Genomic DNA, 19,317 nt, shown 5'->3' on the forward strand with positions numbered 1-19,317 from the left:
TTTTTAATGTAAAATTAAGAATTATTTTTTACTTTTTTAACTAAAGCACGAATCATTATAGCAGCAAGAGTTGTGCTTAAACCTAAAGCTAAATATCAAAGTCAACTTAGTTTTTCTTCAACACCTGCTTTTTCTTTTAATAGTGTTTCAAATAATGATTTTTCAATTTTATTTAATGGATCATAATTAAGTTTTAATAATTCTTTAATTAATTTTTTATTTAAATTACTTTCTGGTTTATAAATATCAAAATATGAAGTATTTAAGATACTATTAGCAAATTCGGCAAACTTAGTTTGATTTAATTGTTCTAACTTATTAGTTGCTTCAATAAATTTAGTTTTATCAACATTTTTAAGAGCGTCAAAATAACTTATTTCAGCTTCTGCAAAGTTTAGATTATATTGATTGTGATTTAGAACAAAATCTTTGCTTGTATCTAATTTACTATTTAAATCGCTTGATTTAACTAAATTAATTAATTCAGTAATTGAATTAATTTTAGCATTTAAGTCTTGAATTGCTTTTTTAGTATCAGGATTTTTAACATCTGAATTATTTCATTGTTCGTGTAATGATTTAAGCAATTTGCCTTGCTCAATTAATTCAATCAATTTATTAATGCCATTAATATCTTCGCCATAGTTAACCAATTCATCTAAAATGTCTTGAATTTCTTTTGGCAATTCTTTATTATCAAGATCTTTTTGATACTCAATAATTTTGGCATTTAACTTCTCATATAAATCATTAATTTTCTTAGCTTCATCATTAATTGCTTTGAAAGCTTGTTTAATTTTATCTAAAGCTTTTTGTTCTTGCTCGATATTATTAGTTTTATTATTTTCAGCAACTTTATTAACTTGTGCAATTAATTGAGTTTTCTCATTATTTGTTAAATAATCGTTTGCTTTAATTTTTTCAATTAAATCAACTTCTTTACCATTTAATCTTTGGTAAGCACCGTCTAAAGAATCCTTATTAGTGTGATTATCAATTAAATTATCTAAATTAAATTGATTATTACTATCTAATCCGTCATCAGTTGTAGATTGACCTAATTCTTTGGCATTATTTAATATTCGATCAAATTCATTTTTATTATCTGCTTTATGATATTTAACATTAGATCGATCAGCAATTAATTGATCATAGTGATTAATTAAATCATTCAATTTCTTCATTTTGTCATTAATTGAACTATATGTTTCGAAGTTTTTAAGAACTTGATTGTAATCTGGTTCATTAATTAAACTATCTTTTAAATCTGCTTTTTGTTTTGGATTAAGGTGAGTAAGTTTTGCTAAATCATTTTTGATTACAGTAATATCAACTTGTTTTTTAAGTTCATTAAATTTAGCAACGCTATTAGTATCATCGCTATTAATTAAGTTAATAAGTTCATCAGCTTGCTCTCTAGTAAGTCCTGAATTACCTTCCTTATTGCTATCAACAAGTTCATTAATTTTGTTAATTAATTCATTTTTTCTAGGCTCTAAATTCACTGAAAACCCACTTAAAACAAGAGTTCCTTCAGTTGTAGAAGTTTTAACAGCTTTATCAGCATTTGCAAATTCATCTTTTGTAGAAACTAAGTGGTATTTAAATGTAATAGTTCCATCTTCATCATCAATTACAATATCATTTGGGTTAATTTCAATTTTTGATTTATTAACTACTGATTCTGGAGTTGAAATATTTGTGCTAATAAGTTCAAAAAGATTTTCTTTAGCAGCAAATTCTGAAGCTTTAATGCTTCTTTGTTCTTGTGAAGGATCATTGTAAATAACTGTTTTAGTTGCCTCTTTGCTGTCAACTAATTTATTTAAACGTTCCACTTCACTTTGGAAATTGCTAATAGTGAATTCTTTTTCTACAAATACATCTTCAGCACCTTCTTTAGTTGAAGTAATTTTGTATTTACCTGTAACTGAATTAGTTAAATCGTCTTTAGTAATTGACTCAGGAATAAGCTCAACATTAGCATCTTCTAAATTATTGGTAAAGCTAATGCTATTTAAATCAATTTCAGAAGGAGAAGTTTTTTCTTTACCTGGATAACTTACTTGAGAGCTAAGTTCATTAAGTCTTTCTTCTTCGGTTTTAAATCCTGGTACTTCTACTTCTTTTTCATTTGAAGTGTATGTATCGCTAGGATCATTTTTATTTGTTGAAACAATAACATATTTAATAGTTAAATTACCATCTTTATCATTTGCATTAACAACTTCAGTAATTTTTACAACTCTATTGTAAATTCCATCAGGATCTTGTTCTGCTGTTCCAGAAAGTGTTTTCTCTGCTGTTGAATTATCAAAATATGAAGGTAATTTTGAATTATCACCATTAAATGATGCATCTAAATTATTAATATTACTTAATTCTTTTGAAGGGATTTTGAATCCACTAAATTCTTGAGAATGAGCTTTAGAAACAACATCATCCATTCCATCTTTTGTAGATACAAAGTGATAATTAACTTTTAATGTACCAGCTTCATTGTTTATTTCTGTTATTGAATCAATAACTAATTTAGCATTATCAAAAGTATCTGGGTTAGAAGTGAATTTTTCTTTAAGCGCAGCTGAAGCAATAGTTTTATCTTTACTTGCATAATCTAAAGTTGCATTTAGATCATTTAATCTTTGTTTTTCGATGTCTTGATCAATTTTATCTTGCTCAACTTGAGTTCTAAAGCCATCAATCACTAAGTTTTGATTATTAATTTCAGGAGTAAAAAAATTGTTAATTTGTCAATTTGAAACTAATTCACTTTGTGTTTTATTTGAAATTAATTTAAAATTTAAAGTATTTTCTCCAGCTTGATTATCTGGAGTAATTGAATTAATTCTTATATTAGCTTTGTTGGCAGTTTTTTTAGTTTCATCATAAGAATAATTATTTTTATTATTAGCCGGCGCAACTGAAGGTAACTGGTCTTTTTTAGTTCCATTAAAATTAATATCTTCTTTACTTAAAGAATCTAAAAGTTCATTTAATCTTTGACTTTCAGTTTTAAAACCACCAAGAATAATTTCTTTAGTTTCAGATTCATCATTGGTTTGATTATTTTTCAATTTATATGAAATTTTAATTTCACCAGTAATGTCATTGTAACCTATAATTTCTTTATCAATTACACTAAAATTAGGATCTTTAGCATTTAAAGTAATTTCATTAGCATCATATTCAGAAGCTAATTTATTTTTAGTTACATTTATATCTAAATCATTAATGTTTTTAGCATTTGATTCTTCTTTTTTTCTTTCGCCATCAGTTTGAAAAAGACTTAAACTATAATTTCTCGATTGAGAAACAATTTCATTATTTGGAATATCTGTTCGAGTAGATAAGAGATGATATTTGAAAGAAATTGACCCATATTGACCATCTCTATTAGTAATTTCATCAATTATTATTTTGGCTTTTTCTTCTGTAATAAGATCAACGAATTCACCTGTTTCATGATTTCATCCTGGTAAATAACCTGATAATTCTGATAATTTAACTTCATCTACAGTAGTTTTATTTTGTGGTTTATCACCATTAAATTCAAAATTTTTGGGTTTCTCTAATAAATTATTTAATCTTTGTTCTTCAGTCATATAACCATTAATAGTTATAGTTTTAAGTTCTGATGTAACAACCTCTCCATTTTTATTGGTTTCCACAACAAAATTAGCTACTAATGTTCCGGTTCTATCATCTCAAGATTCGATTGACTTAACGACAATAGTTTCATTTGAGTGATCAATATTGTCATTAGGATCAAAACCAATATTTACATCTGATAAATTATTTACAAATTCTGATGCTTGTTTAAGAGAATTAGCAGTACCTACAAAATTGCTTGCAGCATTGCTTTTTTCTTCTTTTTCTTCACTAGTCATAAAGCCAGTTATTTTAGTAGTTAAGTTTTTACTTGAAACAACTTTTTGATCACCTAAATTATCTTTGGTTGATTCTAATTTATAAGTTACAATTGCTCCTCTTGGATCATCTGGATCAGGTGTAATTCTGTCAATAATTACTTTAGCATTATTAGCTGGATTAATAGCAGTTGTAAAATTATCTTTATTTAAATCACTAACAGCAACAGATTTTTTATCTGCACCATTAAACTCAACGGTTTTAGTAACAGCTTGATCTTGAACTAATTGATCTAATCTTTCCTGTTCAGTTAAAGTGCTTAAGGCATTGTCGTTATTTAAAGTGTAAGTTTTGCTTGATTGGACAGTTTCAAGATTTTCTTTAGTTGATTGATATTTGTAATTTAAATCTAATTTACCAGTTGCTTCATTTCTATTAGTAATGTTTAAATCAACAGGTTTAGTATCTTCCGGAATAGTATCGTTATTAAATTCAATTTCATCAACTGAAATTTCACTAGCTGTATCGGTGGCTTTTGGATTATCTTTAACTTTAGCAGTTGCCACACTTAATCCGTTTAATCTTGCAACTTCAGTATTATAACGTTCTTGTCCATTTAAAGCATCAATTGCACTTTTAATTTTTTCATTTAAAGAATCAACTGTTGATTTATTCATTAAATCAGGATTATTTTCATTATTTAAAGCAGTTACTAAATCTTCTGCTTCTTTAATTGCCCCACCTTTTACATTGTTATTTTTAGTAGGGTTTCCGTCATAAGCAGCTCTTAAGGCGTTAGTAGTATAAGTATAATTATCACCTTCAGCAACTTTTGCTTGATTAGAAATATAGTCTTTTAAAGTCTTCATTGAAGAATCTAATGCTTTATTGCTTTTATCTTGGTTATTAACATCTTCAATAGTATTTTGACTATTAATTAATTTAATTGCTTTTTCTTTTTGTTTTGGTGTTAAATATGAATAATCGGAATTAATTTTTCTAATTGCTTCATCCTTAGCAGCTTTTAACCTCTCTTCACCATTTAAAGCAGTAACTGCATTATTAAGTGCTGCAGTTTTTCCATTTACTTGCTCTAAAGTTAAATTAGGTCCACTTGTTTTATTAATGTCATTTTCTTTAGCAGTAATTAAATTTTCTAAAGTTTCTTGATTATCTGCTTGAGTATAATCGATGCTTGTTCTAATTGTTTCAATATTAGCTGGACTTTCGCTATAAATTTTCATAGCATCGTCTAGTTTTTTATTTTCAGCATCTTGATTATTAACATCATTTACAGTTCTTAATGCTTCAATTTTGTTAATTGCATCTGTTTTTTGTGCATCATTTAAATATGTATAAGTAGTGTTTAATTTATTTTTTGCTTGTTTTTTAGCTTCTGCTAGATTTTCATCACCATTTAATTCTTCTTTTGCTTGGTTTAAAGCTGCAATTTTTTGATTAATTTGGTCAATTGTTAAATTATCAGTTTGACTTGATAAATCTGTGCTTCTTTGATTTAAAGCATTATCAAAAGCAGTTTTTTTATCACTATCTGCTTCATTATAATCAGTGCTTTTCTTAATTGTTGCTACATTATTTTCGTCACTATTAGTGTCATCTTTGAATGTATTTTTATAATCATTCATTTTTTGATTTACTGTTTCTGCTTCAGTGAAAATTGAATTTATTTTTGTAGCATTATCAGTATTTTGTTCATCAATTCTATTTTTTAATGATTCTTTTTGAGCTGGATTTAAACTATCTAAATTATCTATTTTAGCCTTTGTGATTGTTTTAAACAAAGGCAAATCGTATGGATTATTATTTTCATCCATATTTTCAGAATTAATTAAATTTTTATATGTGTCTTTTTCTGTATTTCCTAAAGAAGTTTGATCGATTAAATTATTAGCATTTTCTTTCATTTTGCTAAAAATTTGTTGTTCAATTTCTTTAATTTTGGCACTTTTAGCTTGTTCGTCCAAAGTTGAATCTTTATAGACATTTTTAATTTGTTCGCGATAAGGATCTTTTTGTTGTTCGTTAGTTCATAAACTAAATTTATTTATGATTTTTTCTGGCTTTGAATCAGCTTCAATTGAATTTTTGATCTCATTTCCAAGATTTTGTAATTCAGAATAATTTTTTGCATCTTTACCCAAACTATTGATTCTGTCATTATAGTGTTTTTTCTGTTCTTCAGATAAAGAAGAATCTGAAAGTGCTTTTTGTAATTCTGTAACTTTTTCTCTATATTTTAATAAACCTTCTAATTTTTCTTCAGCAGCAATATAAGTGCTTAAACCTGTTGCTAAATCTTGATTAGTAGTTGTTAAATTTAATATTTCTTGTCTTTTAGAATTTCAACCTGCTTTTTCAATTTTTCCCTCAATAGCTGTGTTTAATCCATTTAACTTTTCTTGTAATTCTTGTAATTGATTTGTTAATTTTTCTTTTTCACTATCAAAATCTATTTTTTCAGGTTCTTCAGGTTCAAATTTATAATCAAAAGAAGATTTTTTTGTTTGATAAGTAGCCAATTTTTCTCTAATTTGAGCAATTTTCTTGTTTATACCAATCAACCCATCATCTCCTAATAATAAGAAAGCTGCGTCATAATTTCCACCTCTTGCTTTTTCATCATTATTTAAGTCTTGACTATATTTTAATCAATTCAATAATGTGTTGCTTAAATCTTGTGGAATATTTCTATTTAAATCATTTGGAACATTTGAATCTACAGTTGCATTTTTTAAAATAGTTACAAAATTATCATAATATGCTCGTGGAGCATTGTAAACTTCTTTTTTGAATTCCTCTTGAAGCTCATTTAAAACATAACTTTCAAATTCTTCAAAAGTATTAAATCTTCCACGATATTCACTAAGTGTTTTAAAAGTTATTAAATCTTTTATTTTTGGATCAAATACCTCAATTGCATTTTCAGCTGCACGATCTTCATCAGTAATGGCAGTGTTAGGCATAAATCTTCATTCAATTGAACCAGTTTTGTGTCTTTTGAAAGTAGCGAAATATAAATCAGGCCTTTTTAAAAATCACTTTTTAATTCCTTGAATTCACTCATTTTTAGAGCCCTCATCATTAATTTGGTTAAAACTTGGTAATTGAATAAAAAAATCATAAACTGATTGCAATTGATTTTCATCAATTGCAAAATCTAGTATTTTCTCCTTATACTCTCCTCTTGGTTTTTTGTAACCATCTGGAACATACAAATTGTTTCTTGTGGAACTAGAAGAACGAACCTTTTTTTGTGATTCGATAAAAGTTTTCAATTCTTCAGCTGCCGTTCTTTGAGAATCATTTCAATTATTTTGATTAGTAACATTAATAACTGAAACTAAAACTAATGATGGTGCTATTATCCCACCAAAAGAAAGAAAAATTTTTCTGCTTTTCTTCATTTTAATACAAATCCCCCTATATATATATATATATATATATATATTATAACTCTTTTATATAAATGTGAAATTTTCATATATAATATACAGTTATTAATTTTTAAAATACTTTTTCTTTTTTATTCTAGAATTTTATTTTAAAAATATAAAAATAAAATCCCAGCAAAACAGTAAGCTGGGACATCAAAAGTTGGTAAAAAGTTTAATTTACTAAGGTTTTTCAATACACTTTAGTTGTTTTTAATTTTGCATTAATTGAATTCTTTCGTTGTTGTATCAAGCGAAAAATCATTAATGAATAATTTTAATTCATTAAAAGTTATTTTGTAATGTCAATTAATTTTAAACATTCTTAAAATAAATAAAAATATGGAACAAAAATTCCATATTTTTTTAATTTAGAATTAAGAATTATTTTTTACTTTTTTTAACTAAAACACCAATCATTATAGCTGCAAGAGTTGTGCTTAAACCTAAAGCTAAATATCAAAGTCAACTTAATTTTTCTTCAACACCTGCTTTTTCTTTTAATAGTGTTTCAAATAATGATTTTTCTATTGTATTTAATGGATCATAATTAAGTTTTAATAATTCTTTAATTAATTTTTTATTTAAATTACTTTCTGGTTTATAAGTATCAAAATATGAAGTATTTAAGATGCTATTAGCAAATTCAACAAACTTAGTTTGATTTAATTGTTCTAATTTATTAGTTGCTTCAATAAATTTAGTTTTGTCAATATTTTTAAGAGCGTCAAAATAACTTATTTCAGCTTCTGCAAAGTTTAGATTATATTGATTGTGATTTAAAACAAAATCTTTGCTTGTATCTAATTTGCTATTTAAATTGCTTGATTTAACTAAATTAATTAATTCAGTAATTGAATTAATTTTAGCATTCAAGTCTTGAATTGCTTTTTCAGTATCAGGATTTTTAACATCTGAATTATTTCATTGTTCGTGTAATGATTTAAGCAATTTACCTTGCTCAATTAATTCAATCAATTTATTAATGCCATTAATATCTTCGCCATAGTTAACCAATTCATCTAAAATGTCTTGAATTTCTTTTGGCAATTCTTTATTATCAACATCCTTTTGATACTCAATAATTTTGGCATTTAACTTCTCATATAAATCATTAATTTTCTTAGCTTCATCATCAATTGCTTTGAAAGTTTGTTTAATTTTATCCAAAATTTCTTGGGTTTCAGCAACTGAAGTATTTGGACTATTATAACCATTTGGGGTTTCGTTATTAATTAATTTTTTACCATTATCAATTGCTTTATCATAAGCATCTTTTTTATCTTGATCTGCACGTTGATATTTATAACTATTAACCACATCAGGATATTTATCTGTTAATTCTTTAATTTGATTGAGTAAATTATTTAACTGATCAGCAATATCTTTATTAGTTTTTGCTTCATTTAAGTCACTATTTTTAATTTGGTTAATTAAATGATCTTTTTGACTTTGATTAATTAAATTACTTTGATTATTAATTACATCTTGATTAACATAATCAATTAAAGCTTGTTTTTGTTTTTGAATGTCATCCATTTGGTTTTGAATTTTATCTAAAGCTTTTTGTTCTTGCTCAATATTATTAGTTTTATTATTTTCAGCAACTTTATTAACTTGTGCAATTAATTGAGTTTTCTCATTATTTGTTAAATAATCATTTGCTTTAATTTTTTCAATTAAATCAACTTCTTTACCATTTAATCTTTGGTAAGCACCGTCTAAAGAATCCTTATTAGTGTGATTATCAATTAAATTATCTAAATTAAATTGATTATTATCTAGTCCATTATCAGTTGTAGATTGACTTAATTCTTTGGCTTTATTTAATATTCGATCAAATTCAGTTTTATCATCTGCTCTATGATATTTAACATTAGATTGATCAGCAATTAATTGATCATAGTGATTAATTAAATCGTTCAATTTCTTCATTTTGTCATTAATTGAACTATATTTTTCAAAGTTTTTAAGAACTTGATTGTAATCTGATTCATTAATTAAACTATCTTTTAAATCAGCTTTTTGTTTTGGATTTAAATATGGATAGGTTTTATCAATTTGATTGATTAAATCAGTGATTTTAGCTTTATCAATGATATTATCAACTTCTTCTTTAGTAGCACTTTTATCAATATTATCTTTAAATTGAGCCTTTTCGTTTTCACTTAAGTTATCAAGTGCATCAACTATTTTTTTAGCTTCTTTTTTGTATTTGTCTAATTGATTTAAGAATCCACTTAAAGTAATAGTTTCAGAGCTTGCTGATTCAATATCAGTTAAGTTTTCCTTAGTTGAAGCAATTTTATATTTAAAGCTAATTGAACCATCAATATCGTTAGCAGTTAAGTCAATAATTTTTAAATTAGCTTGATTAATTGCTTCATTATCTAAGTTTGTTTCAAAATATGTACTTAGATTATTTAGCACATCTTCTTTATTAGCTAATAATTCTGAAGGTAAAATTTCAGCTTGATTATCTAATTTATATTCAACATGCGCTTGGATTGCATCATTTGTTAATAAAGCATCAATTCTTGCTTGCTCAGTTAAAAATCCATCGATAGTGAATGCTTTATCATCAACATGAATATCATTTAAACCTTCTCTTGTTGAATAAACGCTATAAGTACCGCTTAAAGTGCCATTTCTATCATCACGGGTTTTGTTATTAATTGTAATATTAGCAGTTTTAGCATCATTTTGACTTAAATTACTAATAGCAATTGTAGTATCTGAAGCTTGTTTTTGATTTTTATCACTAATACTATTAGCAAAATCAAAAGCAAGATCTGTTAATCTTTGTAATTCGGTTTTAAAGCCACTTAATTTATTAGTGTTAGCACTTCTTGTTTCATTAACAACAATTTCTGCATTTTCTAAACCTTCTTTAGTTGATTGCAAGGTATAAGTTACTTTAATATATCCTTCACGGTCATCACGCTCAGTATCAATAATAGTTAATGAATTTTCTTTAATTTTCATGTGATTTTGTTCTAAAGTTTCATTGTTATTTAATTTAACAATTACTTTTGAAGCAATTACATCACTTTGGTTATAAAGTGGCAAGTATTTATTTCGATTTTCAAAATCAAGCACAATTTGTGGTAATAAACCTTCGATTCTTATTTCTTCTTCTTTAGTATTAGTTAAAAATCCTTCAAAATTAACAGGATTTGATTCTTTAGAAATTACCTTTTGTTCATTAAAGGTTTCTTTTCAATTACTTACTAATTTTTTCAAATCATTTTGATCAGTATTTACTTGTCTATTTGAAATTAATTTGTATTTAACTCCAACTTGACCTGTATTATCATTAGCATCTGTCAAAAGTAAATCAGAAATGTGATTGCTTGTGCTATCACCATTTTCTTTAACTGAAGCGCTAAAACTATCTTTATTTAAAGTTGAAGCTTTTTGATTTTTTGTATTAACAGTGCTATTTAATGAAATATTATATGGATTAGTATCAACTAATTTATTTAATCTTTGTAATTCTGTTTCAAAGCCACTAAGAATAATTTCTTTAGTATTAGAAACTACAGAAGAAAACTCTGGTTTAGTTGATTTAATTTGGAAACTTAAATGAATTTCACCAGTTAAATCATTGTAACCAATAATTTGTTGATTAATAAACTTGTAATTATCTTTATTAAAGGTATCTCAAGTTCAATTAGTAGTTGCATCTGTTAAACTTGAAGCTTGTTCATTTGCTTTATTTGGATAATCAATATTATAAAGAACACCGTTTTCAACTTTGTCAGTAAAATCAAGAGCATCTAATCTTTCTTTCTCAATTTGAGCTAAATTTTTAAAACCATTTAAAGTACCTGATTTGTTATGTTTGCTACTTGAAGTTACAGTGTTTAAGTTTTGCGAATTAACCACACCTCTATTAGAAACAATTTGTCAAGTATAACTAATTTCTCCTGTGTTATCATTAGCTGATTTATCCACTACTTTTAAGTTATAACTTGCATCTTGATTAGATGCTAATTTATTTAAAATTAAGTCTTTTAATGATTTTGATGCAGTTCATTTATTATATTGGTCGCTTGCGACATTTTTAATTCCAGCTTCAATTTCTAAGTTTTTAATAATTTCATCAAGACGCATTTGTTCAGTTTTAAAGCCTTTAATTTGAACATATTTATTATCTGAAGTTACATTTTTATAAATTTCATCACTTTTTTCAGAAACTAAATGGTATTTAATTCCAATATAACCGTCAATTTCATGTCTTGCATCAATACTATCAATTACAACTCTAGCTTCTGGATCAGTTTCTTTGATAGCTGCAGTTACTTTTTCAATAACCGCTTCTGAAGGTAAAGTTGTAGTTTTGTTTTTATAATCTAATGTAACATTTAAATTATTTAAACGTTTTTTTTCTGCTTCACGATCAATTTTATCTTGCTCAGCCTTGGTTCTAAAACCAGAAATAGTTACAATTTTTTCATCTGATTTAATGACTTGAAGATTGTCTTTAGTTGATTCTAATTTAAATCCTAATTCAATTTCTCCAGTAATATCATCATAAGAAACGATTCTTTTGTCAGCAAAGGTGTATTCACCATCCACTTCAGGACTTCAAGTTCATTTATCAGTATTTAAATCATCTAAATTAACTTTAGAAGCTAAAATTTCAGATTTCTTAATTCTGTCAATTAAATAACCACTTAAGCCATCTAATCTATCTTTTTCCACATTTTTAAATCCAGTAATCATCACGCTATTAGCATCAGACTGTGGAGCAGTATAAGTAATATTTTCTAAATTATTATCACTTCTTCAGAATAAATCTCCTTTAGATTTAGTTGAAGTTAAAGTGAAGTTTAAAGTGCTTCTTTCATAATCAGCTTCTGGATTAATACTTGTAATATCAAAAGTTAATTTTTCGCTTGTTGCACTTGGATATGAATAATTATCTTTATTTTTAGCAGTTTCTGAATTAGCTAATTCGTTTGCAACTGTAAAACTGTGATTAATTTTACTTTGATCTTTATTAATGCTATTAGCAATAGTGTTTAATCTTTGTTTTTCAGTTTGATAATTATCATTAGTTTCTGCTTTAAAAACGTAAGTTTGCACTTTAGTTTTAACATCGGTTAACTTAGTTTTAGTTGAAACTATCTCATAAGTAATTTCAAGTTTACCTTCAACATCATTAGCAGAAACTATTTCAATGTTTTTGATAACAGCTTCTGGTTGATCACCAATAATTGCAACAGTAAAAGGAGTTTTATCGTTAGTATAATTTTTAGCCACATTAGTAGCAAATAATTCTGGTTTCTTATTAGTATGATTGATAGTTAAGTTATATAAACGAGTACTTTCATCAAGTTTAGATTTAAGTGTTTCTAATTTAGCTTTTAAAGCTTTAAAGTTAGCGAAAGCTTTATCAAAAAGTCCGCTGTAATTGTTTGGATCTTCTTGCTCTACTTGATTAAATTTATCTTTATTTTCATTACCATCTGCTAATTTTAAATTAAACCCAGCAATTAACTCAGTAGTTAAATTATCAGCGGCAGTTTTGAGTGAATCGATAGCGTTTTTATAACCAACATTAGTATCAACAACATAATTAGTTTGTCATTCCTTAATTTTCTTTAATTCTAAACCAATTGCTTGATCTAAGGCTTTAATAAAAGTAAATCGTTTTTCTTTTTCACTATCATCGGTAATTGTCTTATCAATTTCTTTTAACAATTGTTGTTTTAATTCAACTGTCATGTGTTGTAATTCATTTTGTCTTGGTAAATATGAACTAGAACCATCTAATTTAGATTTAGCTTTTTCAAGATCACTTAATAAAGTTTCAATTTCTTTACTATTAGTAATTGGAGTTTTAGCAGAATCATCAATTACTGTTTTGGTTTTCTCAATAAGGTTTTTGTAATTGTCTTTTTCACTTTTAGTTCTTTCATAAACATAAAGTTCATCAGTAATTTCGCGATTTTCATTTGGTTTAAGTGAATTAGGTAATCCATCATAATACTCTTTTAATGCTTTCATTTGCTTATCTAAATTAGTTGCATTAGTTTTAAAGGTTTCATAATTTTCAGGACTTAAATAATTACTATCATTGGTATCAGTAATATTTATTTGATCAATTAAAGCTTGTTTTTGTTTGTCAGTTAAATTAGTTAATGAACGAATGTGATTAGTTAAAACGGCTTTATCATGAATTAATTTTAAATTAGCGTCATTACCAAATTTGCTAAATTCTTCACTAATTGGGTTAATTTGAGCATCAGTAACTAATTGAATATATTTATTTCTTTCTTGCTCTGTTAAATCGGTTAATTGATTTAATTTAGTAGTTAAATTACTTTTAGCTTTGGCAAAAAGAGTATTAATTTGATTAGCTAATTTTTCATTATTAGAAGTTCAATTTGTATTTGTTATAACACCATTATTAACTTCATAGTTACTTGGCAATTCATTTACAAAAGTATCAAATCCCTGTCTTTCAGTTTCATTACTCTCAACAAAAACAAATGAGTTAACTGCTTTTTTAGCTTGATTTTTGTTACCATCTAAAGTTTTTAAAGCTTCAGTTAAGGTAGTTAATCCACTTTCTAATTTAGTTTTGAATTTATTAAATTTATCATAGTTTGATAAAAATTCTTTTGTTGGATCATTTAAGAAAATTTGTTGATATTCAGCGTTATCAAATGCATCAATAAATTTATTATATTCTTCTTGCCCCTCTTCACCTTGGCGAGTTGATAAGGTGTTTTTTGAAGCAGTTTCTTTTCATTCACCAGCACTTGTTTTTAAATTCTTTTTAATTCAGTCAATATAATTATTTAAATATTTACGTTTTTGAATCGCATCTGCTACTGTTGCTTGAAATTCTCTTAATTTATTTAAGTTTTGAGTTGAATCTGTTTCAATTAAATTGTCTATTCCCCCGTTGCTTGCGGTTGAAGTAAATTGATTATTAATTATTTGAATCGCTTTATCTTTAAATAATTTGTAAAGATTATTTTTTTCATCTTCACTTAAAGTTTCATATAACTCTGAATAAGTATTTTTAAATTCACTAGTGGCAATGTTATAAATATTTCCACTTGCTGTATTGTCAATAACTTTATATCCATCTAATTTAGCTACTTCCTGATCATATGTTTGATGATCTATACCTAAAATGTCAGTCAATTTAAAGCCTCATTCAGTAGCAGCTTTTTGTCCTTCAGGTAGAGGTTGATTATTTTTCAAAGCATTTTTTCCGTTAGATAAAAATTCATGAAGTTTTACAATCATATCTTTTAAATTTTGAGTAGAAGAATAAGCAAAATTTAACTGAGAAATTAATTTGTTTTCATCACTTGATAATTCCTTATTTGTATCAGAATAATAAGTTTCATCAACTTCTGCGGCAAATTGAATCATAGGAATCATTCTTCTTAATAATTTCATGAAAGTGTTTACATATTTTTTATCATCTGGGATGCTTGCGTTTTCATGATCATTAAATCAAACATCACTTTCGCTTTTATTTTCTCCTCTTGATTTAAATTCATTACTAATAAATTTTTGAACCAAGTCACTAACTCATCCTGATAAATTAGGAAATTCTGTTTGTAACATTTGCTCAATTTTTAATCTATCAGTAACAAGTGGTGTATATACTAAATCATTAAAAACATAGAAACCTTGAGGATCCTTATTTGTAGAAGAAAGTTGCGCCTCTGCAATTTGTCATTGATTTCTAAAATTAGGATCTTTAATTGTTGCTTTAATTTTTAATGAATTTGGATTAATATTATCAAGAACTGAATTTAAATTGTATTCACTGTAGTATTCTCTTGCATTGTTTATTTTATTGTATTGATTTCTATCTAAATCAAATAATTTAATTTCTGTACCACTTTGATTAGTGTAATAAACACCTACTTCATACAATTTATTATCAATTTCATTATCTTCTCTTCTTTTAAATGATTTAGGTAAATAGAAGTTAGAATCAGAAGATTCAACTCTTTCTTTAATTCTAAATTTGTATTGAGTTGATTTAGCTCTTTTACTTCTTATGATAAATCCAGATTCACCTTCAAAACCAGAGTTAAATCCAACATCAAAAAGAGTATAAGCACCACCTAAAAAGGTTGGAACTGAATTTTTTCCATTTCATTGAAAATTTGGATTTTCAACTGTTTCAAACTCAACAACTACAACGTTATTTAATCATCCTTTGTTTCTAGCATTTGGTGCATCAATGAAGAAAGTAAACATATATCCAGCATTTTGGTTTAATAAATTTCAAAAACCATCTCCATCATTTTTTAATAACTCTTCATCATATAAACCATCTTGTTTTAATCTGGCTGCAACTTTTCCATTATCAAAGTTATTAATTTTTTTAGTAGATTTGTGATAAAAACCTGGATTTCCCCTTCCAAGTGATGTAACTGGATCGTTAATTAATCTATTAGCTATTACAGAACGATTGTCACGAGTTAAGCCATTTTTTTCGGCAACTGCTAATTCTTCTGCTGTTCAAGGATAAGCTGAATTACTTCATAATCCCCTTAATCTGATTTCACTATTATTGTTATAACCAGCCGCTCCAGCAGTGCTTGTGTTTTCAGGATTTACTCAGTTAACAATATTTTGTCATCTATCTTCAAAATAAGGATTTTGAGAATAAAGAGGGTTAATAAAAGTGTAATCCTTATTTGTAGGTAAATTGGTTCAAGAAACAGGAATTTCTCTTGTAGAAACATTTGCATAATCAATTTCATTAATATCAGCTGGATAAAATGAAAATTTAATGACTGAATTATCTGCTAAAATCATATCTTCAGAAAAATAGAAACCACCTAAATATCTATTGTCCCTAAAACTAGCTGGTTGCTGTTTATGATAAATTAATTTTCATTTTCTCTTTTTGCCATCCAATGATTTAGGATCAACTCAATTAGATTCTTTGCTAAATCTATCAATATAATTTGTGTCTAAAAAACGAGGATCTCTATTGTTTGTGATGGTTGTATCACCAACAGTGACAAAATTTTGAGTTCCATTATAACCTTCAAATCTATAATCTGAACTACCATCTCATGAACCATATGGACTATATCTTGAATGAGAATAAATATCAGTATCTTCATAAAAGAAACTGTCATATTTAGTATCAGTAGTATCTTTACCCATATAGATAGGAACTAACCCAGAAGAAGTAATTAAAAATACAGTTGAAGAAAGAGTAGCACCTAAAAGCTTAAATATATTTTTTTTATTCATAAATGAATTCTCCTAATAATTTTCAAGTAAATAAAATATAAACACATAGGATAAACGTAATAATAATTTAACCAATGCAAGTTAATATTAATGATTTTGAAATATATACGAAATCGTTCTTTGTATTTATATGTTTTAATATATTACAACTTTTTTATATAAATTAAAAATAAAAATTGGAAAAGTGAGCGAGCAAACTAAAATCCAAAAAAAAAAAAAAAAAAAAACAATTCTTTTTTAGTGCTTAAATTATAGGAAAATTAATGTTATAAATTAGAAAAATTTCGCACAAATTTTGAATGCATAATTTTTCTAATTTTTTCACAATTTACCATACTTTGCTTAAAATTATTAACCCTTAATTACACAAAAACCATCTCCTAGTTATAGATGATTGGTTATTAAGAGTGTTTATTTCTTGATCTTTTTCAAGTAATAAAGATTAAAACAAAGAACGGTGCTAGTACAAGACCTAAAATTAATCAAATGTATCAAAGTGATTTTCGATCAAATTTAACTGGCGCAAGTTTTTTATAAGCATTTTCAATTTTTAAAGCGGCTTCTTTAATTTTATCCTTAGTTTCCAAGTTGAGACACTATAAAAAACGAATACATCTATAAATAAGGATATTCATTTTTTTCTTCATTACAACTTGGAAACTCAGGATTCTAAAAAGATAATCAAAGAATGAGTTAATAAAAAAAGTAAGTTTATTATTGTCGGTCAAATAGTGCTTGTGCGCTATTTTTTAAACAAAAAACGAGATTGCTCCCGTTTTATATTAAATTTCATCTTCTTCATCGATATCGAATTCGTCGTTTTCAACATCACCAAAGATTGATTGGCGAACAAGTTCAAGCGTTTTCTTTTGTGAATTTTTAATATTAAGTTTTTTATTATTTTGAGAAGTTTTATTTGTTGTTTGCGTATTTTTATCTTTACTTGAATCTCCATTTGGATTTAAATCAATTTTATTATTAGTGAAATTAATTTTAAGATCACCTAAAATTTCATCTTTAGGTTCATTTAAGTAGATAATTGTTGGAACAATAACTGGTTCTCTTCTTTTTTCTTTGTAAAATAATGCATAAAGACGATCCACAATAATTTTCTCCAGTTCGTCTTTGCTTCAGTTTTCGAAATTTTTAATGTGGTATAAAACTGCTCCGTGAGCAACTCTTTTGGTTTCTTCAATAAGTTTTTTAGAAGTTTTAACAAAAAAACTACCACGTGTGACAATTGTTGGACGTCCGACAATTGTGTTTTTTTCTTTATCGATTACAAAAACAATATTGACAAAACCGCTATCTTTTAGTCTTGCTCTTTCTTTTAAGATTTCATTAGATAAACTTAAAATAGAATTTCCATCAATATAAATTGGTCCAAAATCAACTTTTTCATTAGTTTCAAAAATTTCTCGATTAAGCATATTGTAAACTTGACCTTTTTTAATAATTAAAACATTTTTAGGGTCAACTCCATTTTCAATAGCTGTTTGTCCATGAACCATGCTCATACGATATTCACCATGATAAGGTAAGAAATATTTTGGTTTAGTAAGTTGGAAAATCTTATCGTGCTCTCACTTGTAAGCATGACCTGATGTATGTAAGTAACCGTCTGGGCCATTTTCTTTGATAATTGCACCTAATTTATAAAGACGGTTAATAAGAAGTTCTACTACCATTCTATTACCAGGAATCGGGCTAGAAGAAAAGATCACAACATCCCCTTTAGCAATTTTAACAGTAGCATGTTTACCATAACTCATACGTGAAAGAGCAGCTAATTGCTCTCCCTGTGACCCGGTTGTAATGATTACTAAATCACTTTCTTTGACGTTAGGGAGTTGTTTTTTATCAATTAAAACATCATTATCAACATTAATATAACCTAATTTATGACCAATTTTAATTCCTTGGATCATTGAACGTCCAAAAGTGATAACTTTTTTATTCATTTTCGCAGCTAATTCAATAATAACCTTTACTCTGGTTAAGTTAGAAGCAAAAGCAGTTACGATAATTTTGCGTTTAGCATTACGCATATGTTTTTCAATATCTGTTAAAATGTCACTTTCACTTGGTGAGTGTTCTGGTCTCATTGCGTTTGTTGAGTCACTGAAAAGTGCAGTTAAACCTTCTTTACCAATTTCATCTAATCTTCTAAAGTCACAATAATTACCAATTGGAGTGTAATCAAAACGGAAATCACCTGTAAATAATAAACTTCCATTTGGAGTCGTTACCCTCACACCAAATGCATCAGGAATAGAGTGTTGTGCTGTTCAAAAATCTACTTTACAATCATTTTCAAAGTGATGAACATCTTCTTTCTCAATTTCGATAAACTCAATGTTTTTATTAATTTTATTTTCTTCAAATTTAGCTTTAAGATATTGAATAGCAATTCTTGGTGCGAAAATCTTTTTTAATTTGGTTTGTTGAACTAAATAAATAACACCACCGATATGATCCTCGTGTCCATGTGTTATAAATAAACCTTCAATTGTTTTACCAGGTTGATTAAGATATTCATAGCTAGGAATGATACCTTTAACACCTGTATTAAATGTATCTGCGAATTTAATACCAGAATCGATAATGAAAATTCTATTTTCGTGCTCAATTAAAAGAGTTGATTTACCAATTTCTTCAACCCCACCTAACGGTATAATACGTGTTGGATTCATAGTTCTCCATTTCAATATTTCAATGAATATTATTTATTTTGATTTTATTT

4 protein-coding genes are annotated in these 19,317 nt (G+C 26.4%); all 4 read right to left on the reverse strand.

The window, feature by feature from the left end:
• Positions 1-14: 14 nt before the first annotated feature.
• Complete coding sequence (locus EXC46_RS02335; protein WP_129622152.1) at positions 15-7,295, reverse strand: lipoprotein 17-related variable surface protein; 7,281 nt, start codon at positions 7,293-7,295, stop codon at positions 15-17.
• A gap of 411 nt (positions 7,296-7,706) precedes the next feature.
• Positions 7,707-16,574 (reverse strand): lipoprotein 17-related variable surface protein, encoded by an 8,868-nt coding sequence (locus EXC46_RS02340; RefSeq protein ID WP_129622153.1) that lies wholly within the window; start codon positions 16,572-16,574, stop codon positions 7,707-7,709.
• 401 nt (positions 16,575-16,975) lie between these two features.
• On the reverse strand, positions 16,976-17,161 hold the full coding sequence (locus EXC46_RS02345) for a hypothetical protein (RefSeq protein ID WP_027333753.1): 186 nt from the start codon (positions 17,159-17,161) through the stop codon (positions 16,976-16,978).
• A gap of 195 nt (positions 17,162-17,356) precedes the next feature.
• A complete protein-coding gene (locus tag EXC46_RS02350; protein ID WP_027333754.1) occupies positions 17,357-19,267 on the reverse strand; it encodes a ribonuclease J in 1,911 nt (636 codons plus the stop codon).
• Between the last annotated feature and the right edge of the window lie 50 nt (positions 19,268-19,317).

Origin of the sequence: Mycoplasmopsis glycophila, assembly GCF_900660605.1 — a bacterium.
GTDB lineage: Bacteria > Bacillota_I > Bacilli_A > Mycoplasmatales > Metamycoplasmataceae > Mycoplasmopsis > Mycoplasmopsis glycophila.